The 23,489-nt window shown below is 64.5% G+C and carries 18 protein-coding genes, 2 tRNA genes and 3 rRNA genes; 12 read left to right on the top strand and 11 right to left on the bottom strand.

The window, feature by feature from the left end:
* The first annotated feature begins 11 nt into the window (after positions 1 to 11).
* Positions 12 to 740 carry a polysaccharide deacetylase family protein gene (locus tag BAU06_RS16915; protein WP_156770256.1) on the top strand — a complete coding sequence of 243 codons (729 nt, stop codon included), beginning with the start codon at positions 12 to 14 and terminating at the stop codon, positions 738 to 740.
* A 114-nt stretch (positions 741 to 854) separates the two neighbouring features.
* Here BAU06_RS16915 and BAU06_RS16910 read toward each other — a convergent pair whose 3' ends face one another.
* The 3 genes from BAU06_RS16910 to BAU06_RS16900 are packed head-to-tail and all read right to left on the bottom strand — an operon-like array spanning position 855 to position 2,937.
* Entirely contained in the window at positions 855 to 1,151 is a 297-nt protein-coding gene (locus BAU06_RS16910) for a YkgJ family cysteine cluster protein (RefSeq protein ID WP_066359239.1), read from the bottom strand.
* Positions 1,151 to 1,915, bottom strand: coding sequence for a YdcF family protein (locus BAU06_RS16905; RefSeq protein WP_066352478.1), 765 nt, complete (start codon positions 1,913 to 1,915; stop codon positions 1,151 to 1,153). Before BAU06_RS16905 ends, BAU06_RS16910 begins: the two co-directional genes overlap by 1 nt.
* A gap of 14 nt (positions 1,916 to 1,929) precedes the next feature.
* On the bottom strand, positions 1,930 to 2,937 hold the full coding sequence (locus tag BAU06_RS16900) for a glycosyltransferase family 9 protein (RefSeq protein ID WP_066352475.1): 1,008 nt from the start codon (positions 2,935 to 2,937) through the stop codon (positions 1,930 to 1,932).
* Between the two features lie 134 nt (positions 2,938 to 3,071).
* On the opposite strand from BAU06_RS16900, the gene msbA reads away from it, so the two are divergent.
* The 5 genes from msbA (at position 3,072) to BAU06_RS16875 (ending at position 8,533) form a co-directional block, all read left to right on the top strand.
* Positions 3,072 to 4,850, top strand: a complete 1,779-nt coding sequence (msbA, locus tag BAU06_RS16895; RefSeq protein ID WP_066352472.1) for a lipid A export permease/ATP-binding protein MsbA — start codon at positions 3,072 to 3,074, stop codon at positions 4,848 to 4,850.
* A gap of 195 nt (positions 4,851 to 5,045) precedes the next feature.
* On the top strand, positions 5,046 to 5,534 hold the full coding sequence (locus tag BAU06_RS26680; protein WP_066352467.1) for a hypothetical protein: 489 nt from the start codon (positions 5,046 to 5,048) through the stop codon (positions 5,532 to 5,534).
* A gap of 63 nt (positions 5,535 to 5,597) precedes the next feature.
* The gene (locus tag BAU06_RS16885; RefSeq protein ID WP_066352459.1) at positions 5,598 to 6,125 is read left to right on the top strand and encodes a YcnI family copper-binding membrane protein; all 528 of its coding nucleotides are present in this window, start codon (positions 5,598 to 5,600) and stop codon (positions 6,123 to 6,125) included.
* A gap of 10 nt (positions 6,126 to 6,135) precedes the next feature.
* Complete coding sequence (locus BAU06_RS16880; protein WP_066352448.1) at positions 6,136 to 7,791, top strand: copper resistance CopC/CopD family protein; 1,656 nt, start codon at positions 6,136 to 6,138, stop codon at positions 7,789 to 7,791.
* Between the two features lie 178 nt (positions 7,792 to 7,969).
* Complete coding sequence (locus BAU06_RS16875; RefSeq protein WP_066352435.1) at positions 7,970 to 8,533, top strand: DUF924 family protein; 564 nt, start codon at positions 7,970 to 7,972, stop codon at positions 8,531 to 8,533.
* A gap of 85 nt (positions 8,534 to 8,618) precedes the next feature.
* Here BAU06_RS16875 and rng read toward each other — a convergent pair whose 3' ends face one another.
* Positions 8,619 to 10,103 carry a ribonuclease G gene (rng, locus tag BAU06_RS16870; RefSeq protein WP_066352427.1) on the bottom strand — a complete coding sequence of 495 codons (1,485 nt, stop codon included), beginning with the start codon at positions 10,101 to 10,103 and terminating at the stop codon, positions 8,619 to 8,621.
* A 931-nt stretch (positions 10,104 to 11,034) separates the two neighbouring features.
* Here rng and BAU06_RS16865 point away from each other — a divergent pair.
* From BAU06_RS16865 to BAU06_RS16840, 6 genes are all read left to right on the top strand, one after another.
* Positions 11,035 to 12,565, top strand: a 16S ribosomal RNA gene (locus tag BAU06_RS16865).
* Positions 12,566 to 12,649: 84 nt separating this feature from the next.
* Positions 12,650 to 12,726: transfer RNA gene (locus BAU06_RS16860), tRNA-Ile, on the top strand.
* 44 nt (positions 12,727 to 12,770) lie between these two features.
* Positions 12,771 to 12,846: transfer RNA gene (locus tag BAU06_RS16855), tRNA-Ala, on the top strand.
* 327 nt (positions 12,847 to 13,173) lie between these two features.
* Positions 13,174 to 16,155: ribosomal RNA gene (locus BAU06_RS16850) — 23S ribosomal RNA — on the top strand.
* 265 nt (positions 16,156 to 16,420) lie between these two features.
* Positions 16,421 to 16,533, top strand: a 5S ribosomal RNA gene (gene rrf / locus BAU06_RS16845).
* Together the 16S, 23S and 5S rRNA genes with 2 tRNA genes alongside form the textbook arrangement of a ribosomal RNA operon.
* A gap of 215 nt (positions 16,534 to 16,748) precedes the next feature.
* The gene (locus BAU06_RS16840; protein ID WP_066352417.1) at positions 16,749 to 18,083 is read left to right on the top strand and encodes a dicarboxylate/amino acid:cation symporter; all 1,335 of its coding nucleotides are present in this window, start codon (positions 16,749 to 16,751) and stop codon (positions 18,081 to 18,083) included.
* Between the two features lie 54 nt (positions 18,084 to 18,137).
* Here BAU06_RS16840 and BAU06_RS16835 read toward each other — a convergent pair whose 3' ends face one another.
* The 7 genes from BAU06_RS16835 to BAU06_RS16805 all read right to left on the bottom strand — a co-directional run bounded on the left by BAU06_RS16835 (position 18,138) and on the right by BAU06_RS16805 (position 23,448).
* Positions 18,138 to 18,755, bottom strand: a complete 618-nt coding sequence (locus tag BAU06_RS16835; RefSeq protein ID WP_066352410.1) for a Maf family protein — start codon at positions 18,753 to 18,755, stop codon at positions 18,138 to 18,140.
* 22 nt (positions 18,756 to 18,777) lie between these two features.
* A complete protein-coding gene (gene rlmH / locus BAU06_RS16830; RefSeq protein ID WP_066352396.1) occupies positions 18,778 to 19,248 on the bottom strand; it encodes a 23S rRNA (pseudouridine(1915)-N(3))-methyltransferase RlmH in 471 nt (156 codons plus the stop codon).
* Between the two features lie 54 nt (positions 19,249 to 19,302).
* Entirely contained in the window at positions 19,303 to 19,698 is a 396-nt protein-coding gene (gene rsfS, locus BAU06_RS16825) for a ribosome silencing factor (RefSeq protein ID WP_066352385.1), read from the bottom strand.
* 72 nt (positions 19,699 to 19,770) lie between these two features.
* Complete coding sequence (gene nadD / locus BAU06_RS16820; RefSeq protein ID WP_066352378.1) at positions 19,771 to 20,373, bottom strand: nicotinate (nicotinamide) nucleotide adenylyltransferase; 603 nt, start codon at positions 20,371 to 20,373, stop codon at positions 19,771 to 19,773.
* The gene (gene hemF / locus BAU06_RS16815) at positions 20,370 to 21,305 is read right to left on the bottom strand and encodes an oxygen-dependent coproporphyrinogen oxidase (RefSeq protein ID WP_066352374.1); all 936 of its coding nucleotides are present in this window, start codon (positions 21,303 to 21,305) and stop codon (positions 20,370 to 20,372) included. The genes nadD and hemF overlap by 4 nt, the downstream gene beginning before the upstream one ends.
* Positions 21,306 to 21,307: 2 nt before the next feature.
* Positions 21,308 to 22,612, bottom strand: coding sequence for a phosphoribosylamine--glycine ligase (gene purD / locus BAU06_RS16810; protein WP_066352366.1), 1,305 nt, complete (start codon positions 22,610 to 22,612; stop codon positions 21,308 to 21,310).
* Positions 22,613 to 22,713: 101 nt separating this feature from the next.
* Positions 22,714 to 23,448, bottom strand: a complete 735-nt coding sequence (locus BAU06_RS16805) for a YebC/PmpR family DNA-binding transcriptional regulator (protein ID WP_066352364.1) — start codon at positions 23,446 to 23,448, stop codon at positions 22,714 to 22,716.
* Positions 23,449 to 23,489 lie beyond the last annotated feature (41 nt).

Here is a 23,489-nt window from a genome sequence, read left to right as displayed (position 1 = left end):
TAATCGCCGCCATGTCCATCCCCATTCTCATGTACCACCAGGTCGGAACGCTGCCGCCGCGCGGCACGCCGTATCGCGGCTTGACGGTGGACACGGCGGCCTTCCGGCGGCAGATGTCCTGGATGCGCCGCCTGGGCTACCGGGGCCTGTCGATGCGCGAGCTGATGCCCTATCTGCGCGGCGAACGCAGCGGCAAGGTCTTCGGCATCACCTTCGACGACGGCTACCGCAATGTGCATGACAACGCCATGCCGGTGCTGGCGGAACTCGGCTTCACCGCCACCAATTATTTCGTCGCCCGCCAGTTCGGCGGCAGCAATGTCTGGGACCATGCGCACGGGGTGCCGCCATCGCCCCTGATGACGGCGGCCGAGATGCGCGCATGGGCGTCCGCCGGCAACGAGGTCGGCTCGCATACGCTGGACCACGTCCATCTGCCGGAGCTCGATGCCGGCGAGGCCCGCCGCCAGATCGCCGCCTCGCGCCGCGAACTGGAGGATGCCCTGGGCGGGCCCGTTACCGCCTTCTGCTACCCCTATGGCGAATACAACGCCCAGCTCATGGACATGGCGCGCGAAGCCGGCTACGACAACGCCACGCTGACCAAGCGCGGGCTGGCGAACGCCAAGGACGATCCCATGGGCCTGCCCCGGGTGCTGGTCGCGGGTTCGACCGGCCTGCTGGCCTTCCTGCGCAAGACGCTGACCCGCCACGAGGACCGCAAGCGGCGGCGCTGGTAGCGGCGGGCGCGGCGACTCGGGTACCGGGCGCGAGGGCCGCGCGTCCCGCGATCGCGGCGGCCGACGCGGCAGGCAATGCCAAAAGGCCCGCAAGGCCGCCGCGTGCGATGGCGTCTATGCCAGCCGCTTCGCCCAGGGGGAGGGCGCCGTCGCCTGTTCCAGCTGTGTCAGCCAGGCAATGGCGTGTTCGCGGTTATCCCCGCACATGTCGGCGGCCGGGCGCAATCCCCCGCAGAAATCCGGGCGTTCCGGCTTGCCGAACACGGCGCAGCGCATATCGTCCATCAGCTGCACGCAGCGCACGCCGGCGGGCTTGCCCCCCGGCATCCCGGGCAGGGCGCGCGTAATCGACGGCGCGATGCAGCAGGCGCCACAGCCCGGCCGGCACGAGGGCGCGGCGGCGGCGGGCATCAGATCCACCCCCGTATCCAGTACAGGAACAGCCCGGTGTACTCCTTGATGATGGAGCGGCTGGCGTCGAAGGCGCGTTCGTCCGGCAGCCAGGGCGAGATCCGCGGCGAGGCCGGCAGGTAGATCTGCGGCTGCGAGGGCGCCGGGATCGCCGTCACGCCCTGTTTGCGGAAGGCGGCCATGGCGCGCGGCATGTGCAGGGCCGATGTCACCAGCAGCACCGTGCGGATATCGTGCTCCTTCAGCTGGCCTTCGGTCAGGATGGCGTTTTCGTAGGTGGTGCGGCTGTCGTTTTCCAGGATCATCGCGCTGCGGGGCACGCCGGACCGGCGCAAGGCATGCGCCATGCCTTCGGCTTCGCTGACGTCGCCGCTCAGGGCGCCGCCGGACAGCACGATCTTGGGCGCGCGGCCGGCCTCGTACAGTTGTTCCGCCGTCTGGAAGCGCCGGATCGCGGTCTCGCGGTCGTACGGCAGGAACCAGTTCTGGCGGTCGTTGGCGATATTGCCACCCAGCACGACGATCGCGTCGGCCGTGGGCAGTTCGGCGGGCGGGCGATAGGGGTACTCCCTTTCCAGCATGCCGCCCAGCCACAGCGAGGTGGCCGGGATGGACCAGGCATAGGCCCAGGCCAGGCCGATGGCGGCCAGCGCCAGGCCCGTCTTGCGCCACCGGACCAGCGCCAGCACCAGGCCCAGCCCCACCAGGGTCAGGCACAAATAAAGAGGGATGATGAGATACGCGAGAAGACTGACAATGGACATACCGTCACGATTGTTCAGGCCGGCGCCGCGCCTGTCAATTCATGGGACGCACGGCCGGGTTCATGCCCATTCAACAGGGCTTCCGCGTCGCGCGCGACATCCCGCACCGCGGGCCAATGTCCGTCCGAGCCCATGCAATGGGCGCTGGCCGACCACGGGCCGGTGCGTTCGCGCTGGGTGACCCCGAACAGCGTGATCTGCCGCGCTCCGGCCGCCGCGGCCACATGGGACACGCCGGAATCGTTGCATATGACCAGGGCGGCCCGCGTGGTCAGGGCGGCGAAGGCGCCCAGGCCCAGAGGGGGCAGCAGGCGCGCGTCCGGCGCGTTCGCGCGGGCGGCGTCGGCCTCCGCGGGAGGCGGGCACATGGCGACCGCTATGCCGCGGTCCAGCAACGCGCGCGTCAGCTCGGCGAAACCGGGCCAGACCTTGTTGCGCCCCCGGTGCAGGCCGGTGGCGGTGGGCGCGATCAGCACGAAGGGCGCCTGCGCCAGGCCGGCGTCCTCCAGGCAGGCCTGCGCCTGCGCCCGCTGTGACGCGGTCAGCGTCAGGCCCAGTTCCGGCCCGGGATCGGGGGCCCCGTTGGGCAATCCCCAGCGGCCCAGGGCCTCTCGCGCCAGGTGGTACCAGGATTGCACCGCATGCAAGGGCGCCTGCGGTTTGCGCACGGGCCAGCGCAGCAACAGGCTGCGGCCGTCGTCGCGATAGCCCGCCACTGGCAGCCCAGCCAGCCGGAAGACCGCCGCGCTGGACAGGGAGTCCGGCAGGGCCAGCGCCACGCCGCCCCGGCCGGCGCGCCGGATATGCGCCCGCACCGCGGCGCGGTCCTGGCCGAAGCGGCCTCGCATGGGGATGAAATCGTCCTGGCCCGCGACGCCGGCCAGCAGGTCCTGCGCCCAGGGCCGGGCGCACAGGACCGTCGGCAGCCCCGCCGCGCGCAGCAGCCGCAGGGTCGGCAGGCTCATGCAGACGTCGCCGACCCAGTTGGGCAGCCGCACGTATAAACGGGTTATCGATGGCATAAAAGGCAGGGTCCGCCGCCTGGCGGCGCAAGGATGGGGCCGGGGCGGGCGAAGCGCCGGGCCGCGGCCGGGAAGGTCGCGCGGCCGACGGTACAATCCCCGGACACTCGAATTGTATAGAAGCGAGAGATTTCTTGGATTCTGCCACTCGCAACAGGCCCGCCGGCTCCCATCCGGTCAAGGCCGTGCTCTGGAAACGTATTTATTCGCGCGTCGGCTCCCACTGGAAGGCGCTGGCGCTCGCGATCCTGCTGATGGCAGGGGCCGCCGGCACGCAGCCAACGCTGGCCGTCATCATGAAGCCGCTGCTGGACGACGGCTTCAGCGGTACCAAGCCTTACTATGTCTGGGCCATCCCGCTGGCCGTGGTCGGGCTCATTTTCCTGCGCGGCGTCTGCAACTTCTTCAGCGACTATCTGCTCGCGTGGGTCGCCAACAATGTGTTGCGCGGCATCCGGCAAGAGATGTTCGACCGTCTGCTCGGGCTGCCGGACGAACAATTCAAGCGCGGGGATACCGGCCGCCTCTTGAACCGCTTCACCATAGACGCCGGCAACGTGACCGGCTACGCCACCGACGTCATCACGGTCCTGGTGCGCGAAACACTGGTGGTGGTGGCGCTGATCTGCGTGCTGCTGTACATGTCCTGGCTGCTGACGCTCATCATCCTGGTCATGCTGCCCGTGTCGGTGTTGATCGCCCGGGTCTTTATCCGGCGGCTGCGCAAGATCAACCGCGAAACGGTCAATATGAATGCCGAACTGACCCGCGTGGTGGGCGAGGGCATCGACGGCCAGCGCGTGATCAAGCTGTTCGACGGCTACGAGTACGAACGCGGCCGCTTCAGCTACGTCAATTCGCGCCTGCGCCGCTACGCCATGCGCGGCGCCATCGCCGATGCGGCGATGACGCCGCTGACGCAGGTTTGCATCGCGCTCTCGGTCGCCGGCATCATCGCCGTCGCGCTGGGGCAGGCCAACGCCGGCTCGCTCACCGCCGGCAGCTTCGCCGCCTTCATGGCCTCGCTGGCGCAGCTCTTCGATCCGGTCAAGCGCCTGACCAATCTGGCCGGCCGCATGCAGCGCATGCTGGTTTCGGCCGAGAGCGTCTTCACGCTCATCGACGAAGTGCCGGAACAGGAAACCGGCCAGCGCGCCTTGCCCGAACCCATACGCGGCCAGGTCGAATTCAGCGGGGTCACCCATCGGTTCCCGGATGCGGATCGCGATACCGTCAGCGACGTATCGTTCTCCGTACAGCCCGGCGAAACGGTGGCGCTGGTCGGCCGCTCCGGCAGCGGCAAGACCACGCTGGTGAACATGCTGCCGCGCTTCGTCCTTCCCACGGGCGGGCGGATCTCCATCGATGGCGTCGACATCCGCGAACTGTCGCTGGGCAGCCTGCGGTCGCACCTGTCGCTGGTCAGCCAGGACGTGGTGCTCTTCGACGACACCATCGCGGTGAACGTCGGCTATGGCGCGCTCGGGCAGGCCAGCGACCAGCAGGTCCTGGAGGCCCTGGAAGCCGCTAACCTGCTGGATTTCGTCAATGGCCTGCCCAAGGGTATCCATACGCCGGTCGGGGAAAACGCCGCGCGCCTGTCCGGCGGCCAGCGCCAGCGGCTCGCGATCGCGCGGGCCCTGATCAAGAACGCGCCCATTCTGATCCTGGACGAGGCCACCTCTGCCCTGGACAACGAGTCCGAGCGGCAGGTCCAGGCCTCGCTGGAACGGCTCATGAAGGGCCGCACCACGCTGGTCATCGCGCACCGCCTCTCCACCGTGCAGAACGCCGACCGTATCGTCGTGCTGGACGCCGGCCGGATCATGGAGCAGGGCCGCCACGAAGATCTGCTGGCGGCCAATGGCCTGTACGCATCGCTGTACCGGATGCAATTCCGCGAAACGGAATAAGCCATGGGGAGGGACGTGCGGCGCATGACGGCAGGCACGCCCCCATCGTCCCACGCCCGGCGGCACAGCGGCGCGCCGCGCCTTGCCGCGATGGGTATCTTGCGCTGGAACCTCGCGGCCGCAGCCGGATCCGGGAACGCGTTCCAGTCCGCACGCGCCCCGGGCGTCGTCCCGCGCCGCCCGGGCTGCTCGTGGATGCCGGCGGTCTGGCTCGCGCTGCTGGTGTTCGCGGTGCGGGCCTTGTTGCCGACGGGCTTCATGCCCGATCCGGACGCCTTGCGCGCCGGACGCTTCCAGCTTGTTTATTGCGGTGCGGCCGGCCCCATGCCCGCGGGCATGGCACAGGCGGGCCACTTCGGCGCCCACCCGCATATGGCCCATCCCGGCCATCCCGGCGCGACGCCGACCGGCCATATGGAAAGGGCCGCGCCCGCCATGAGCGCCGACGGCCATGGCATGCGGGGCCAGGCGCCCGCCATACCGGACGGCGACCGGATGCCCGCCGATTGCCCTTTCGGCTTGACGGGCGTCTACACCCACGCGCCGCCGCTTCCCGCCGTGGCGGCGCCGGTACTGGCCCTGGCCTGGCACATTCCCAGGCCCGTGCCGACGGCCTTGCCCCGGGCACATGTCACGCCCGGTCCGCCGCTGGGATCCCGCGCGCCGCCCGGCCTGCTCGATTGACGTATCGGAAGCGCTGCCCGCCTGCGGGCGGCGCGCTCATGGTTTCGTTATTCGAGGTTGCTTATGTCTCGCTTTCTTCGGCGCGCGTCGTCGCTGGCCGCCCCTGCCTTGCTGGCCGTCGCCGGCGCGGCCCACGCCCACGTCACGATTGAAACCCGCGAAGCGCCCGCGGGCAGCTACTACAAGGCGGTCTTCCGGGTGCCGCACGGCTGCGACGGGTCGGACACGCGCAAGCTGCGCATCCGCATTCCCGATGGCGTCATCGGCGTGAAGCCGCAGCCCAAGCCGGGCTGGCAACTGGACATCGTGCAAGGCCGGTACGACAAGGCGTACACCTTGCACGGCGCCCGCGTGGACCAGGGGGTCAAGGAGCTCGCCTGGACCGGCGATCTGCCGGACGCCTACTACGACGAGTTCGTCTTCCAGGCCTATCTGGCCGACGACCTGCCCGCCGGCCAGCCGGTTTATTTTCCAGTGGTGCAGGAGTGCGCCAAGGGGGTATCCCGCTGGATCGAGATCCCGGCCAGCAATGGCCCGCGGCCCGCGCAGCCGGCGCCCGCACTGCTGATCGCGCCGGTGCGGCCGCGCTAGGGGGAAGGTCATGAAAACGGTCGCGGCGGCCATTGTGCTCGCCTTTCTTTTTGCATTGTCCGGCGTGGCGCAAGCGCATTCGGAGTTGCTCCGGACCGAACCGGCGGAGGGCGCGGTCCTTGCCAATCTGCCGGCGACCGTCGCGCTGACCTTCAACGAACCCGTCGCGCCGCTGGTGCTGCGCCTGCTCGGACCGGGTGGCCAGACGGTCGCCCTGGGCGAAGCCCAAGTGCGCGATGCCACGCTGTCCGTCGCGGTGCCACCCCTGGCAATGCGCGGAAGTTACCTGTTCAGCTGGCGCGTGGCGTCGGCCGACGGGCATCCGGTGGGCGGCACGCTCAGTTTCGCCATCGGCGCGGCGGATGCGCACCCCGCCGTGGCCGATACGCAGCAGGGCGCGACATGGCTGTATCCCGTTATCGCCGTGGTCACCGTGGCCTTGTTGGCGGGGCTGTTGTTCGGCATCGGCGGCGTGGCCTTCGAGGCCTTCGCCACGCAGTACGAGGCCGGCGGTTGCCGCAAGCACCTGCCCGCCCTGCTGTTGGCGGCCGTCGCCGCGCCGGTGCTGCTGGGGCTGCAGGGCCTGGACGCCTTGGGCGCGCCCTGGTCCGCGGTCCTCACGCGGGCATGCTGGAGCGCCGCCATACGGACCTCGCTCGGCTTGCTGGTGGGCGCGGCGGAGGCCGCCGCCGTCGTCGCGCTTTTCGCATGCGCCGCGGGTTCGGCGCGCGGGCGGCGGGCCCTGGCCTTGCTGTCCCTATTGTTGTTGGGCCTGGCCCTGGCTTCCAGCGGACACGCCGCTACGGCCTCGGTCGGCAACGCCGCCCGCATCGCCGTATTCGTGCATGTCGCCGCCGCCGCGGGCTGGCTGGGGGCGCTGGCCTGTCTGCCCGTGCTGCTGCTGGCGGGTTATGGCGATACCCCGCTGCGCCGTTTCTCCACGGCGGCGCTGGCGATCGTGCTGGTGCTCGTCGCCACCGGCGTGCTGCTGGCATGGTGGCAGTTGCGCGAACCGGCGGATCTATGGCGTACCGCGTATGGCCGGATACTCGCGGCCAAGCTCGCGCTGGTATTGGGCATGATGGCGCTGGCCGCGGTGAACCGGTGGCGCTGGACCGCGGCCACGCTGCGCGGGGACATGCGCGCGCTGTTTGCGCTGGTCCGCAACATCCGCGGGGAGATCGTCCTGGCCTTTGCCGTCCTGGCGGCCGTTTCCCTGTGGCGATTCACGCCTCCGCCCAGGTCGCTGGACGGCATGGCGGACACCATGCATCACGAAATGTCCCACGGCCGTACCGCCCATGCCGATGCCCGAACCACCCTCCATCTTCACGGTCCGGCCGCCACCGCGGAAATCGTGGTCATGCCCAAAGCCGGGGGCCATGCCGCACTGACCGTGGTCATCAAGCGTGAAGACGATGCGACCCTGGCAGCCAAGGAAGTCTCCGTGACTTTCTCGATGCCGCAACGCGGGGTAGAGGGCATCGTGCGGGCCGCCCATCCGGCAGGACAGGGGAGTCCTGCCGGGATGTGGATCGTCGATGACATGCCACTCATCGTCGCCGGCCCCTGGGACGTCCGCGTCGATGCGCTGGTCTCCGACTTCGACAGCATCTCGCTCCAGGGGCAAGGCCGCGTCGCGGGCGGGGACGCCGGACAGCGCTGACCTGGGGTCGCCTGGCGGTGCCCGGCCGCTCGCCACCCGATGGGCCGGCAAGCGCAATGTCGAGTCGCGTGGACGGCGTTTCGACGGTAATCTCGCGTTTTGCCATCGGGGACGATGTGCGCAGGGCGCCGTACGCGCCGCGCGCACGATACGCCAACGCCAGGGACGTCGGAAAACCATGTCATCTATGCAAGAAAGCCGGCCGGCAGGGGATGCGGCCCAAGTTGTCCAGTTCTGGCGCGACGCCGGCCCGCGCAAATGGTTCGCCAAGGACGCCGCGTTCGACGCCGAATTCTCCGCGCGCTTCGCCGACCTGCATTTCGCGGCCGCGCGCCGCGAACTGGACCATTGGGCGGACACCGCGCCGGGCATGCTGGCCTTGCTGATCCTGCTGGATCAATACCCCCGCAACGCCTTCCGCGGCACGGCCCACATGTATGCCACAGACCCCCTGGCGCGGCGCTTCGCGGCCCAGGCCGTGGAGCAGGGGCTGGACAAGCAGGTCGATCCGGACATGCTGGTTTTTCTCTATCTTCCCTTCGAACACTCGGAAGATCCGGCCGATCAGGCGCGCTCGGTACAACTGGCGCAAGCGCTGGATCCGCGCAGCCGCGACTTCGCGGTCCTGCACCGGGACATCATTGCGCGCTTCGGGCGTTTCCCGCATCGCAACGCCCACCTGGGCCGACAGACGACGCCGGAAGAGCAGGCGTTCCTGGACAACAAGGGATTCGCGGGATAAGCCTGGCCGGCCTTGGGGGGGCGGTCGCCGTCCCATCTTCGCCGATGCCGCGCGGGCCCGCGGTGTACGCGACACCACTGCGTACTCAAATCAGGATCAGGTCGTACTGCTCCTGCGTGTAGGTGGCCTCGACCTCCAGCGACACGGTCTTGCCGACGAAGTCGCCCAGCATCGCCAGATGCTGGCTTTCCTCTTCCAGGAACAGATCCACCACCTGCTGCGAGGCCAGGATGCGGAATTCCTTGGGATTGAACTGGCGCGCCTCGCGCAGGATCTCGCGCAGGATCTCGTAGCAGATCGTGCGCGCGGTTCGCACGTGCCCACGTGCCTGGCAGGTGGGGCAAGCTTCGCACAATTGGTGCGCCAGCGAGTCCCGCGTGCGCTTGCGGGTCATCTCCACCAGGCCCAGTTGCGTGAAACCATTGACCGTCATGCGCGTACGGTCGCGCGCCAGGGCCTTGCGCAGTTCGCCCAGCACGGTTTCCCGGTGCTCGGCGTCTTCCATGTCGATGAAATCCAGTATCACGATGCCGCCCAGGTTGCGCAGGCGCAATTGCCGGGCGATGGCCTGGGCCGCTTCCAGATTGGTCTTGAAGATGGTGTCGTCGAAATTGCGCCCACCCACGAAACCGCCCGTATTCACGTCTACCGTGGTCAGCGCCTCGGTCTGGTCGATGATCAGGTAGCCGCCCGATTTCAGGTCTACCCGGCGCGATAGCGCGCGCTGGATTTCCTCATCGACGTTGGCGGTATCGAACAGCGGGCGCTCGCCGCTGTAGTGGTGTATGCGGTCGACCACGGACGGGGTATACAGGCGGGCCCACTCGATCAGGCTGGCCGTGGTGGTGCGCGAATCCACGCGTATGGTGCCGGTGTGCGGTCCCACCATATCGCGCAGCACACGCTGCGCCAGGGTCAGGTCCTGGTACAGCACCGTGGGCGCCGGGCGACTGCGCGCCGCCGCTTGCACGCTGCCCCAAAGCTTGCGCAGATAGTCCAGATCGGCGCGCAGTTCCTCGTCGGTGGAGCCCTCCGCCTGCGTGCGGACGATAAAGCCGCCTTTCTCGTCTTCCGGCATCAAGGCCTGCAGCCGCTCGCGCAACTGGATCCGCTCGGCCTCCGAGTCGATCTTCTGCGAGATGCCAATGTGCGGGTCGTGCGGCAAATACACCAGCATGCGGCCGGCCATGCTGATCTGCGTGGAAAGACGCGCGCCTTTGGTCCCCAGCGGATCCTTGATCACCTGGACCATCAGGGTCTGGCCTTCGAAGAGCAGTTTTTCGATGGGCGTGGGCGTCAGCCCCTGGCTGCGCTCCGTTCGGTTCTCGCGCAGGTCGGCGATATGGATGAAGGCCGCGCGCTCCAGCCCGATGTCGACGAATGCGCTCTGCATGCCGGGCAGTACGCGCACTACCCGGCCCAGGTAGATATTGCCGACGTGGCCGCGTTGGATGCTGCGCTCCACGTGCAGTTCCTGCACCGCGCCCTGGGCGACCACCGCCACGCGCGTCTCGAAGGGCGTGACGTTGATGAGGATATCTTCGTAGACGTCGGGATGGCTGGCTGACATGGTGGCTGTTGTGGTTCGTATCGTGGAAGGAATGCGGCCGCCGGCGCGGTGCCCGCTGCACATCAGTTGAAGTCTATCGATAAAGTGCCATGTCGGCGATCCGCATCGCGGCGTCCCCGCGCCCGGTAATCTGGTGTCCCGGTGTCCCGGTGTCCGGGTCCGCTGGTGTCCCGGTGTCCCGGTGTCCGGGTCCGGTCTCCAGTGTCCCGTGTTCCGTGTTCCGTGTCGCGTGTCCCGTGCCTCGACGCGAAGACGGTGCTTTCAGGCGCCGCCACCGTCACACGGGACATGCCCGGCAAGCCGGACGCTACACGCGCTTCGTTGTGCTATAGTCTCGCCCCTTCGCTTCTGGCGAAGAACGGGAGCAAGGCAATAACGCTTGGGCACGGCTTGGCCGGACTTGGGCGGGCCTGGGGCTCGGATGAGCGGGGCGGCGGCGTTTATGCGCCGTAGGCACCTGACCGGCACGAAGGGCCGGTTCCGCAAGTCCCAGTGTGCAAATCGAACGAAAGAAAATGACCTCGATTTGACAGCCCCAAAAAATGTCTTCATAATCTCGTTTCTCTGCTGCTGACACAGCGAACGACGCGAAACGCAAGCCGAAGGGCAGGCGCCGCGGTCGGGCTGGATCGGCAAGCTGCTCTGGAAAGGGCGGCGGGGCTGGCAGGGCCGGGGGTGTAAAAGCCCCAGGGTGTCACAACCCACTTGTTCTTTAAAAACGAAACAACCGATAAGTGTGGGCGCTTGATGGGCTTGGGCGCACCGGTCCGGTTTGGTACGCGAGTATCGAGCGGGCTGGGCCAAAGAAATCAAGTGCTCACAGAAGTAAGTGTCAGGAATCAGAGGGTCGAAAGATCGTCTGGGTTCTATCACTTCCTTTGAGAGCGCTAAGCGAAAGACAACCTCTAGCAGGTTGTGCGAAACAGAGATTGAACTGAAGAGTTTGATCCTGGCTCAGATTGAACGCTGGCGGGATGCCTTACACATGCAAGTCGAACGGCAGCGCGGACTTCGGTCTGGCGGCGAGTGGCGAACGGGTGAGTAATGTATCGGAACGTGCCCAGTAGCGGGGGATAACTACGCGAAAGCGTAGCTAATACCGCATACGCCCTGAGGGGGAAAGCGGGGGATCTTCGGACCTCGCACTATTGGAGCGGCCGATATCGGATTAGCTAGTTGGTGGGGTAACGGCTCACCAAGGCGACGATCCGTAGCTGGTTTGAGAGGACGACCAGCCACACTGGGACTGAGACACGGCCCAGACTCCTACGGGAGGCAGCAGTGGGGAATTTTGGACAATGGGGGCAACCCTGATCCAGCCATCCCGCGTGTGCGATGAAGGCCTTCGGGTTGTAAAGCACTTTTGGCAGGAAAGAAACGGCGCCGGCTAATACCTGGCGTAACTGACGGTACCTGCAGAATAAGCACCGGCTAACTACGTGCCAGCAGCCGCGGTAATACGTAGGGTGCAAGCGTTAATCGGAATTACTGGGCGTAAAGCGTGCGCAGGCGGTTCGGAAAGAAAGATGTGAAATCCCAGGGCTTAACCTTGGAACTGCATTTTTAACTACCGGGCTAGAGTGTGTCAGAGGGGGGTGGAATTCCACGTGTAGCAGTGAAATGCGTAGATATGTGGAGGAACACCGATGGCGAAGGCAGCCCCCTGGGATAACACTGACGCTCATGCACGAAAGCGTGGGGAGCAAACAGGATTAGATACCCTGGTAGTCCACGCCCTAAACGATGTCAACTAGCTGTTGGGTCCTTCGGGGCTTGGTAGCGCAGCTAACGCGTGAAGTTGACCGCCTGGGGAGTACGGTCGCAAGATTAAAACTCAAAGGAATTGACGGGGACCCGCACAAGCGGTGGATGATGTGGATTAATTCGATGCAACGCGAAAAACCTTACCTACCCTTGACATGTCTGGAATCCCGAAGAGATTTGGGAGTGCTCGCAAGAGAACCGGAACACAGGTGCTGCATGGCTGTCGTCAGCTCGTGTCGTGAGATGTTGGGTTAAGTCCCGCAACGAGCGCAACCCTTGTCATTAGTTGCTACGAAAGGGCACTCTAATGAGACTGCCGGTGACAAACCGGAGGAAGGTGGGGATGACGTCAAGTCCTCATGGCCCTTATGGGTAGGGCTTCACACGTCATACAATGGTCGGGACAGAGGGTCGCCAACCCGCGAGGGGGAGCCAATCCCAGAAACCCGATCGTAGTCCGGATCGCAGTCTGCAACTCGACTGCGTGAAGTCGGAATCGCTAGTAATCGCGGATCAGCATGTCGCGGTGAATACGTTCCCGGGTCTTGTACACACCGCCCGTCACACCATGGGAGTGGGTTTTACCAGAAGTAGTTAGCCTAACCGCAAGGAGGGCGATTACCACGGTAGGATTCATGACTGGGGTGAAGTCGTAACAAGGTAGCCGTATCGGAAGGTGCGGCTGGATCACCTCCTTTCAGAGCGCGCGCACAAGTGCGTCAAGTGGCCACACTTATCGGTTGTTGTGTAAGACTGGATCGATAGCGGATCCGATGCGAATTGGGTCTGTAGCTCAGTCGGTTAGAGCACCGTCTTGATAAGGCGGGGGTCGTTGGTTCGAATCCAACCAGACCCACCAACGATTAAGCGAGTTAAGGCAGCGTTGAAAGGCGGTGCGTTAATGGGGGTGTAGCTCAGCTGGGAGAGCGCCTGCTTTGCAAGCAGGATGTCATCGGTTCGATCCCGTTCACCTCCACCACTTACCTGGTGCGCAGTGTCGAAGGGTCCGCGAAGAAAGAGTTCAACGGTCAGCGCTTGGCGCCTGGCGGGATGGAAAGATCCTGGCGAGGCGAACGAGTCTTGAGCGTTGGGTTTTTGACTCGACAGTTTTATTTGTTCTTTAACAATCTGGAAGAAGCACAACGAGAAGTATTGGCGGTGCATTGAGAGATGCGCCGTTGGATACGGGTTGTGATTGCATGATAGTTCAAACTCAAGTGATTGAGGATTGGACGGCACAAACGCAAAGTATCATGTCAGAAGCAAGACGGTTGCTTGGACGGTTTTATAGCCATTAGCGTTATAGGATCAAGCGACTAAGTGCATATGGTGGATGCCTTGGCGATCACAGGCGATGAAGGACGTTGTAGCCTGCGAAAAGCTGCGGGGAGCTGGCAAACAAGCATTGATCCGCAGATGTCCGAATGGGGAAACCCACTGCCGCAAGGCGGTATCCTGGGCTGAATACATAGGCTCCAGGAGGCGAACCGGGTGAACTGAAACATCTCAGTAGCTCGAGGAAAAGAAATCAACCGAGATTCCGAAAGTAGTGGCGAGCGAAATCGGAAGAGCCTTTACGATTTAGCGTGTTGCATAGTCGAACGGGATGGAAAGCCCGGCCGTAGCAGGTGATAGCCCTGTAGGCGAAATGCAATGCGTGGAACTAAGCGTAAGAGAAGTAGGGCGGGACACGTGAAATCCTGTTTGAAGATGGGGGGACCATCCTCCAAGGCTAAATACTCGTGATCGACCGATAGTGAACCAGTACCGTGAGGGAAAGGCGAAAAGAACCCCGGAAGGGGAGTGAAATAGATCCTGAAACCGTATGCATACAAACAGTCGGAGCCTCCTTGTGGGGTGACGGCGTACCTTTTGTATAATGGGTCAGCGACTTACATTCAGTGGCGAGCTTAACCGGATAGGGAAGGCGTAGCGAAAGCGAGTCCGAATAGGGCGATTCAGTCGCTGGGTGTAGACCCGAAACCAGATGATCTATCCATGGCCAGGTTGAAGGCACGGTAACACGTGCTGGAGGACCGAACCCACTAGTGTTGAAAAACTAGGGGATGAGCTGTGGATAGGGGTGAAAGGCTAAACAAATCTGGAAATAGCTGGTTCTCTCCGAAAACTATTTAGGTAGTGCCTCAAGTATGACTGCGGGGGGTAGAGCACTGTTATGGCTAGGGGGTCATGGCGACTTACCAAACCATGGCAAACTCCGAATACCCGCAAGTCCAGCTTGGGAGACAGAGCACCGGGTGCTAACGTCCGGACTCAAGAGGGAAACAACCCAGACCGCCAGCTAAGGTCCCCAATTATCGCTAAGTGGGAAACGAAGTGGGAAGGCTTAGACAGTCAGGAGGTTGGCTTAGAAGCAGCCATCCTTTAAAGAAAGCGTAATAGCTCACTGATCGAGTCGTCCTGCGCGGAAGATGTAACGGGGCTAAGCGATAAACCGAAGCTGCGGGTGTGCGCGTTCCTTTAACGGCATTGAGGCTTTGCGTCGCGGACAGCGACGCAAAGCGGTCAACACTTCGAGTGCGAGGTGGTGGCACGATGACGTGTCGTTAAAGGAGCGCGCACGCGGTAGGAGAGCGTTCTGTAAGCCTGTGAAGGTGACTCGTAAGGGTTGCTGGAGGTATCAGAAGTGCGAATGCTGACATGAGTAGCGATAAAGGGGGTGAAAAGCCCCCTCGCCGTAAGTCCAAGGTTTCCTGCGCAACGTTCATCGGCGCAGGGTGAGTCGGCCCCTAAGGCGAGGCAGAGATGCGTAGCTGATGGGAAGCTGGTTAATATTCCAGCACCATCGTACAGTGCGATGGGGGGACGGATTGCGGAAGATCATCAGGGTGTTGGAAGTCCCTGTTGCTGCATTGAAGAGGGCGCTTAGGCAAATCCGGGCGCGAGACTCAAGGGTGTGGCACGAGCGAGCATGGCTTGCGAAGTGATTGGAAGTGGTTCCAAGAAAAGCCTCTAAGCTTCAGCTGTACGAGACCGTACCGCAAACCGACACAGGTGGACGGGATGAATATTCCAAGGCGCTTGAGAGAACTCGGGAGAAGGAACTCGGCAAATTGATACCGTAACTTCGGGAGAAGGTATGCCCCGGTAGTGTGAGGCGCCTGCGCGCTGAGCATGATGGGGTCGCAGAGAATCGGTGGCTGCGACTGTTTATTAAAAACACAGCACTCTGCAAAGACGAAAGTCGACGTATAGGGTGTGACGCCTGCCCGGTGCCGGAAGGTTAAGTGATGGGGTGCAAGCTCTTGATCGAAGCCCCGGTAAACGGCGGCCGTAACTATAACGGTCCTAAGGTAGCGAAATTCCTTGTCGGGTAAGTTCCGACCTGCACGAATGGCGTAACGATGGCCACACTGTCTCCTCCCGAGACTCAGCGAAGTTGAAGTGTTTGTGATGATGCAATCTACCCGCGGCTAGACGGAAAGACCCCATGAACCTTTACTGTAGCTTTGCATTGGACTGTGAACCGGCCTGTGTAGGATAGGTGGGAGGCGCGGAAACCGAGTCGCCAGATTCGGTGGAGCCGACCTTGAAATACCACCCTGGTCTGTTTGCGGTTCTAACCTTGGCCCGTTATCCGGGTTGGGGACAGTGCATGGTGGGCAGTTTGACTGGGGCGGTCTCCTCCCAAAGCGTAACGGAGGAGTTCGAAGGTACGCTAGGTACGGTCGGAAATCGTGCTGATAGTGCAATGGCATAAGCGTGCTTGACTGTGAGACTGACAAGTCGAACAGGTGCGAAAGCAGGACATAGTGATCCGGTGGTTCTGAATGGAAGGGCCATCGCTCAACGGATAAAAGGTACTCTGGGGATAACAGGCTGATACCGCCCAAGAGTTCATATCGACGGCGGTGTTTGGCACCTCGATGTCGGCTCATCTCATCCTGGGGCTGTAGCCGGTCCCAAGGGTATGGCTGTTCGCCATTTAAAGAGGTACGTGAGCTGGGTTTAAAACGTCGTGAGACAGTTTGGTCCCTATCTGCCGTGGGCGTTGGATACTTGACGGAGCCTGCTCCTAGTACGAGAGGACCGGAGTGGACGTACCTCTGGTGTACCGGTTGTCATGCCAATGGCATTGCCGGGTAGCTATGTACGGAAGAGATAACCGCTGAAGGCATCTAAGCGGGAAACTCGTCTGAAGATTAGGTATCCCGGGGCCTCGAGCCCCCTGAAGGGTCGTTCAAGACCAGGACGTTGATAGGTCGGGTGTGGAAGCGCAGTAATGCGTTAAGCTAACCGATACTAATTGCCCGTGCGGCTTGATCCTATAACCCTGATGGTTGGAAAACCATCGAACGCATCCCAGGCAAGTCGGCTTGCATAAGCCATGATACTTGCGACACTGTGCCAGGCAGCCAAGCGCTGCCCGCAGTCTCGACCCGCATCCAGCAAGACAGAACCAATACCGATCGTTGCCCAGGCCAGTACCCCCTCACCGGGCCCGGCCAGGCAGCGTGCTTCGACCAGATTGGCGTGACGCGGCAAGCTCACCGGCATCCCCGGCCAGCCCACGCGGTGCGCAACCCCTTACGCCTGACGACCATAGCAAGGTGGTCCCACTCCTTCCCATCCCGAACAGGACAGTGAAACGCCTTCGCGCCGATGATAGTGGACGGACGTCTGTGAAAGTAGGTCATCGTCAGGCTCTTATCCCCAAAACCCCGCTGGGCTCCCCAGCGGGGTTTTGCTTTATGCGGCGCGAATACCGGCCGCGCATGCTTGGAAATCGCGGGATTCTGGAATTCAGTTTTCCGCAAGCCTCCGGAATAGGCGGAGTCCCCGGAGTGGGATAATGACGTGTCGTGCCGACGCGCATCCTGCGGATGCGCCGAGCGCATGCAGATTAGTGGAAGAGAGCAAATGATCGAAATAGATCAGGCAGCAGTGCCGCGGAAGCAGAAGTTCTACCAGATTCTTTACGTGCAGGTCATCTTCGCCATCATCATCGGCATCCTGCTAGGGTATTACAAGCCGGACACGGCGGAAGCCATGCGACCCCTGGGCGATGGCTTTATCAAGCTGGTCAAGCTGATCATCGCCCCGGTGATCTTCCTGACGGTCAGCACCGGTATCGCCGGAATGAATGACCTCAAGCGTGTCGGCCGCGTCGCGGGCAAGGCGTTTATCTATTTCCTCGTTTTTTCGACGATCGCGCTGATCGTCGGCATGGTGGTCAGCCATGTGGTGCAGCCGGGTGCCGGCATGCACGTCAATCCGCAGACGCTGGACAATAAGGCCGTGGCGGACTATGTCACCAAGGCGCATGACAGCACGGTCACGGGCTTCCTGATGAACGTGATTCCCAGCTCGCTGGCAGGCCCCTTCGTAACGGGCGACATTCTGCAGGTGCTGTTCGTTTCCGTGCTGTTCGGCGTCGCGCTGGCCCTGGTCGGCGAACGCGGCAAGCCGGTCCTGAACCTGCTGAACGCCCTGGCCCATCCCGTCTTCAAGATGGTGGCCATCCTGATGCGCGCCGCGCCGGTCGGCGCGTTTGGCGCGATGGCGTTTACCATCGGCAAGTATGGCATCAAGTCCGTGCTGAACCTGGCGGCATTGGTGGGCACGTTCTACGCGACCTCGGTCCTGTTCGTCGTGGTCGTGCTGGGCGTGGTGGCGCGCTACAACGGCTTTTCCATCATCAAGCTCGTGCGCTACATCCGCGAGGAACTGCTGCTCGTGCTGGGCACCAGTTCCTCCGAGGCCGCGCTGCCCAGCCTGATGCAGAAGATGGAGCGCGCCGGCTGCTCCAAATCCGTGGTGGGCCTTGTCGTGCCCACCGGCTATTCCTTCAATCTGGACGGCACGAATATCTACATGACCATGGCGGCGCTTTTTATTGCGCAAGCCTGCGACATCCATTTGTCGCTGGGCGACCAGGTGTTGCTGCTGCTGGTCGCCATGCTCAGTTCCAAGGGGGCGGCGGGCGTCACCGGTTCGGGCTTCATCACGCTGGCCGCCACGCTCTCCGTGGTGCCCAGCCTGCCCATCGCCGGGATGGCGCTGATCCTGGGGGTGGACCGCTTCATGTCCGAGTGCCGCGCGCTGACCAATCTGGTCGGCAATGCGACGGCCTCGGTCGTGGTGGCCCGCTGGGAAGGCCAGCTGGACAAGGATGCGCTGCATGCCGCCTTGAACGGCGAGCCGGCCGCGCCGCTACCCCAGCCGCCCCAGCCCGCGGCCGCGGCAGGGCGCTGAACCGTCCGCGCTGTCGTACCGCAAGAGGTGGCGCCCCGGCGCCGCCTCTGACTTTCAGGGAAGGGCGATATCGACCCTGCGCAGCAGCGCGGTGGTCTCGAAAAGCGGCAGACCCATCACGCCGGTGTAGCTGCCCTCGATGCGCTCGATGAAGGACGCTGCCAGCCCCTGTATCCCGTAGGCGCCCGCCTTGCCGTAGGGTTCGCCGCTGTCGCAATAGCGGGCGATCTCGTCGGCTTCCAGTACGCGCATGCGCACCAGCGTGACGGACACCATTTCGTGCAGGCGGCCGTGCGCCATCAGCGCAACGGCGGTATGGACCTCGTGGCAGGATCCCGACAGCCGGCCCAGCATATGAAGGGCATCCTCGCGGTCCGTCGGCTTGCCCAATACGTCGCCGTCCAGGATGACCGTTGTATCCGCTGCCAGCAGGGGCAGCCGCGGTAAACCGCGGCTCTGCCGGTAATGCTCCCCCCGTTCGGCTTTTTCACGGGCGGTGCGGCGCACGTAGTCGGCCGCCAGCTCGCCCGCATGGCGGGGCTCGTCTTCGCCCGGCGGCGCGGGAACGTCCAGCACCTGGTGTGGCAGCCGGATCTGCATGAGCAATTCGCGCCGGCGAGGGCTGGCCGAGGCCAGGTAGATACGGGGAGCGGTGTGCGGATCGGGCGACATGGCGACTGGCTGGACCTGGCGATCAGGCCCGGTGATAGGGATGGTTGTTCAGGATGGCCCAGGCCCGGTAAAGCTGCTCGGCCAGGACGATACGCACCATGGGATGCGGCAAGGTCAGCGAGGATAGCCGGATCAAGCCGTCGCACGAGGACTTCAAGGCGGCATCCAGGCCGTCCGGCCCGCCCACCAGCAAGGCGACGTCGCGCCCCTGCCCGCGCCATTGTTCCAGGGTTTTGGCCAGCGCGGCGGTGGTCAGGTCTCGTCCCCGTTCATCCAGCGCGATTCGGGTGGCCCCCGCCGGTACGGCGGCCTCGATGCGCCGGGCTTCGGCCGCCATCATCTGGGCGGGCGTTTTGCCGCTGGTACGCGGCTCCGGCTTGACTTCGCGCAGTTCCAGCGCGCAATCGGGCGGCAGCCGCCGTGCATAGTCTTCCCATGCCGTTTCCACCCAGCCGGGCATGCGGTTGCCCACCGCGACCACGACGAGCTTCACGGCTGGCCGACCCGGGACATGGACTTGTGTTTCATGGCGCGGCGCCCGGCCCGCTCAGACGTCGTCTCCGTCGTACGTGGCGCCCGACAATACCGTGCGCGTGGACTGCGGCAGCAGCTTGACCCGCACCGGCTTACCGCCCCAGATCTCTTCCAGGTTGTAGTACTCGCGTATTGCGGGCTGCATGACGTGGACCACCACGTCGCCCAGGTCGATGACGACCCATTCGCCGGTGTCCTCGCCTTCGACCGTGACGGTCAGCTTCAGGGCGCGGCCGCGGTCCGCGACGCTGGAGGCCAGGGCGCGCGTCTGCCGGTTGGAGGTGGCGCTGGCGATGACCACCCGGTCGAACAGGCTGGTCAAGTGGGTGGTATTGAAGACCTTGATATCCTGCGCCTTGACGTCTTCAAGAGCGTCAATGACGGCGCGCTGTAGTTTCTGTATTTCCATGTCGCAACTATAACCGCCGGTCGTGGGCTTCGGGGGCGGCGATGCTGCTCCGCCGCAACAGTGGGCACGGCCTTAGCCGTGATACAGGCGATGGGCGCGGATGTACTGATACACCGGTTCCGCGAGCAGGCCATCCACCGGCAAATCGTGTGCCAGACGATCCCGGATGGCGGAGGCGGAAACCGCCATTTCAGCGAATGGCAGGATTTCGACGTGGCGGCCCTGCGCCGCCAGGTGCTGCTGCAGCGCCGCGGGCGGCGTGAGCGGGGTGCCCGGACGGGTCGCCACGGCCAGGTCCACGCGGTCGGCGATGGTCTGCCATTCGCGCCATGTGCAGAAGTTCGCCAGTTGGTCCGCACCCAGCAGCCATACATAACGGCGGCCGCCGCCCGCTTCCGTCGGCAGGTCCCGCACCGTGTCCACGGTGTACGTCGGCCCGCCGCGGTCGATCTCGGCGGTATTCAGCACGATTCCCGGTTCGTCGGCAATGGCCAGGCGGATCATGTCGCAGCGCTGGGCCGGCGTGGCGCGCAAGGGTCCGCGCTGCCAGGGGGCGGCAGCCGGTATCAGCTCTACCTGGGATAGCCTCAGCTCTTCCAGGGCCGCGCGCGCCAGGGCGACGTGCGCCAGGTGCACCGGGTCGAAGCTGCCACCGAGCAGGCCGATGCGCTTCAAAGCCAATCCCGGGGGGTAAGAAAGCCGGACAGCGCGGCTTCCGGCGTGCCGGGTTCCGGCTTCCAGTCGTAGCGCCAGTGGGCGACCGGCGGCATGGAAAGCAGGATGGATTCCGTACGGCCGCCGGACTGCAGGCCGAACAGCGTCCCGCGATCGTAGACCAGGTTGAATTCCACGTAGCGGCCGCGGCGGTAGGCCTGGAAGTCGCGTTCGCGTTCGCCGTAGGGCTCTTTGCCGCGCAGTTCCACGATGGGAAGGTAGGCCCGCAGGAAGGCATCGCCGACGTCGCGTACCAGCGCGAAGCAGGTGTCGAAGCCGGGCTCGGCCAGGTCATCGAAGAATATGCCGCCGATCCCGCGGGTTTCGCCGCGGTGCTTCAGGTAGAAGTAATCGTCGCACCACTTCTTGAAGCGGGGATAGTAATCCGCGCCGTGCGGTGCGAGCGCATCCCGGCAGGTGCGATGGAAATGGCGCGCGTCTTCCTCGAACGGATAGTAAGGGGTCAGGTCCATGCCGCCGCCGAACCAATACGCGGACGTCTCGCCGCTGTGGCGGGCGGGCGCGACGAACAATCGCACGTTCATGTGCACGGTCGGCACATAGGGATTGCGGGGATGCAGCACCAAGGACACGCCCATGGCCTGCCACGGCCGGCCCGCCAGTTCAGGCCGGCGGGCGCTCGCCGACGGCGGCAGGTCGTGGCCCGTCACATGGCTGAACAGCACCGCGGCGCGCTCGAACACTTTGCCGCCTTCCAGCATCCGCGACACCCCGCCACCGCCTTCCAGCCGTTCCCACGTATCGGTGCGGAAGGCGGTGCCATCTGCCTGCTCCAGGCCCGCGACAATGCGCGACTGCAGGTTGGCGAAATAGTCTCGCACCGATTCGATGGCGGACTCGATGGGCAGGATGGTGGCGGATACGGCGTTCATGTTCAGGTGCTTGTCTTCGGTTTGGGCGGTACGCGCTTCAATGCGCGCCAGCCGATATCGGTACGGTACTGACGGCCATCGAACGCGACGCGGTTCACGGTTTCGTATGCGCGCTCGCGCGCCATGCGCACCGAATCCCCCAGGGCCGTTACGCACAGGACGCGTCCGCCCGCGGTCTTGACCTGATCACCGTCCAGGACCGTGGCGGCATGGAAGACCATGCAATCCGCGGCATCCTCGGGCAGGCCGGCTATCACATCGCCGGTACGGGGCGTGCCGGGATAGTTGTGTGCCGCCAGCACCACACCCAGGGCGGTGCGCCGGTCCCAGACGATATCGGCCTGGTTCAGCGTTCCGGCAATGGCATGTTCCACGACATCGACGAAGTCGCTTTTGATCCGCATCATGATCGGTTGCGTTTCCGGATCGCCCATGCGGCAGTTGAATTCAAGCACCTTGATGGGACGGTCGGGATCGTCGCCGGCCGCGATCATCAGGCCGGCGTACAAGAAGCCGGTGTAGGGCAGGCCGTCGCGCGCCATCCCTTGCACCGTGGGCAGGATGACTTCGCGCATGATGCGATGATGCAGTTCGGGCGTTACCACCGGCGCGGGGGAATACGCGCCCATGCCGCCCGTATTGGGGCCCTGGTCGCCGTCCTGCAGGCGCTTGTGGTCCTGGCTGGTGGCCAGTGCCAGCACGTTGCGGCCGTCGACCATGACGATGAAGCTGGCTTCCTCGCCTTCCAGGAATTCCTCGATGACGACCCGCGCGCCGGCCTCGCCCAGCGTACCGTCGCCCAGCATGGCGTCCACAGCGGCGTGCGCCTCTTCCGCCGTGGCGGCCACGACCACGCCCTTGCCGGCCGCCAGGCCATCGGCCTTGATGACGATGGGCGCGCCTTCCTGGTCGATATACGCGTGCGCCTGGGCCGGGTCTGTGAAGGTCTGATAGCGCGCGGTGGGAATGTTGTGCCGCACCATGAAGGCCTTGGCATAGTCCTTGGAGCTTTCCAATTGCGCGGCCGCCTTGGTGGGGCCGAAGATCTTCAGGCCCCGCGCGCGGAATACGTCCACGACACCCGCGGCCAGCGGCGCTTCCGGACCGACGACGGTAAGCGACACGCCTTCGCGCTGGACGAAATCCGCCAGTTCTTCCGCGTTGGTGAGCGCGACGTTCTGCAGGCTGCCGCCGTGCGTGCCGCCGTTGCCGGGCGCGACGTAGACCTTGTGCACGCGCGGGGACTGCGCCAGCCGCCAGGCGAGGGCATGTTCGCGGCCGCCCGAACCGATAACCAGGAGTTTCATAGTGGATGGATCAAAGAGATAAATGCGCGCGGGCTGCGCCGCGGAGCGGCCATCGCCGCCCGGTAAGGGAGCCGGTCCCGCGCCTGGCGGGTCCGGGCAGATCAGGCGCCGGTTTCATCGAGGACGGCGGTGGTGTAGACCTCCTGCACGTCATCCAGGCCTTCCAGGGCGTCCAGCAATTTCTGCATCTTGACCGCGTCCTCGCCGGCGAGCTCGGTCTCGTTCAGCGCCTTCATGACGACGCCGTCCATTTCGGCTTTCAGGCCGGCGGCTTCGAAGGCCTGGCGCAGGGCGGCGTAGTCCGCCGGCGCGCAGATGACTTCGATCACGCCTTCGGCATCGGTGACGATGTCCTCGGCGCCGGCTTCCAGCCCGGTTTCCATGACTTTGTCTTCCGGCGTGCCCGGCGCGAAGATGAACTGGCCGCAGTGCTTGAACATGAAGGCGACGGAACCTTCCTGGCCGAGGTTGCCGCCGTTCTTGGAGAAGGCGTGCCGGACTTCCGCGACGGTGCGGGTGCGGTTGTCCGTCATGCAGTCGACGATGACGGCCGCGCCGCCCACGCCATAGCCTTCATAGCGGACTTCTTCATAGTTGTCGCCGTCCGCGCCGCCCGCGCCGCGTTGGATGGCGCGCTGGATGTTGTCCTTGGGCATGTTGGCGTCGGTCGCCTTGTCCCAGGCCAGACGCAGCCGCGGATTGCTTTCCGGATCGGCGCCGCCGGCACGCGCGGCGACGGTGATTTCACGGATGATCTTGGTCCACAGCTTGCCGCGCTTGGCGTCCTGGCGGCCCTTGCGGTGCTGGATATTGGCCCATTTACTGTGTCCGGCCATGGTTTTCCGAATAAGAGTGAGGCAAAGGGGGCTATTTTACC

Source organism: Bordetella bronchialis (assembly GCF_001676705.1).
GTDB lineage: Bacteria > Pseudomonadota > Gammaproteobacteria > Burkholderiales > Burkholderiaceae_B > Bordetella_C > Bordetella_C bronchialis.
This window is presented reverse-complemented; position numbering and strand designations above follow the sequence as displayed.

Bases quoted from the DNA above. Each gene is read 5' to 3' on its own strand.
- BAU06_RS16915 (WP_156770256.1), top strand. From the start codon at position 12: ATGTCCATCCCCATTCTCATGTACCACCAGGTCGGAACGCTGCCGCCG.
- BAU06_RS16910 (WP_066359239.1), bottom strand. From the start codon at position 1,151: ATGCCCGCCGCCGCCGCGCCCTCGTGCCGGCCGGGCTGTGGCGCCTGC.
- BAU06_RS16905 (WP_066352478.1), bottom strand. From the start codon at position 1,915: ATGTCCATTGTCAGTCTTCTCGCGTATCTCATCATCCCTCTTTATTTG.
- BAU06_RS16900 (WP_066352475.1), bottom strand. From the start codon at position 2,937: ATGCCATCGATAACCCGTTTATACGTGCGGCTGCCCAACTGGGTCGGC.
- BAU06_RS26680 (WP_066352467.1), top strand. From the start codon at position 5,046: ATGCCGGCGGTCTGGCTCGCGCTGCTGGTGTTCGCGGTGCGGGCCTTG.
- BAU06_RS16885 (WP_066352459.1), top strand. From the start codon at position 5,598: ATGTCTCGCTTTCTTCGGCGCGCGTCGTCGCTGGCCGCCCCTGCCTTG.
- BAU06_RS16880 (WP_066352448.1), top strand. From the start codon at position 6,136: ATGAAAACGGTCGCGGCGGCCATTGTGCTCGCCTTTCTTTTTGCATTG.
- BAU06_RS16875 (WP_066352435.1), top strand. From the start codon at position 7,970: ATGTCATCTATGCAAGAAAGCCGGCCGGCAGGGGATGCGGCCCAAGTT.
- rng (WP_066352427.1), bottom strand. From the start codon at position 10,103: ATGTCAGCCAGCCATCCCGACGTCTACGAAGATATCCTCATCAACGTC.
- BAU06_RS16840 (WP_066352417.1), top strand. From the start codon at position 16,749: ATGATCGAAATAGATCAGGCAGCAGTGCCGCGGAAGCAGAAGTTCTAC.
- BAU06_RS16835 (WP_066352410.1), bottom strand. From the start codon at position 18,755: ATGTCGCCCGATCCGCACACCGCTCCCCGTATCTACCTGGCCTCGGCC.
- rsfS (WP_066352385.1), bottom strand. From the start codon at position 19,698: ATGGAAATACAGAAACTACAGCGCGCCGTCATTGACGCTCTTGAAGAC.
- hemF (WP_066352374.1), bottom strand. From the start codon at position 21,305: ATGAACGCCGTATCCGCCACCATCCTGCCCATCGAGTCCGCCATCGAA.
- purD (WP_066352366.1), bottom strand. From the start codon at position 22,612: ATGAAACTCCTGGTTATCGGTTCGGGCGGCCGCGAACATGCCCTCGCC.
- BAU06_RS16805 (WP_066352364.1), bottom strand. From the start codon at position 23,448: ATGGCCGGACACAGTAAATGGGCCAATATCCAGCACCGCAAGGGCCGC.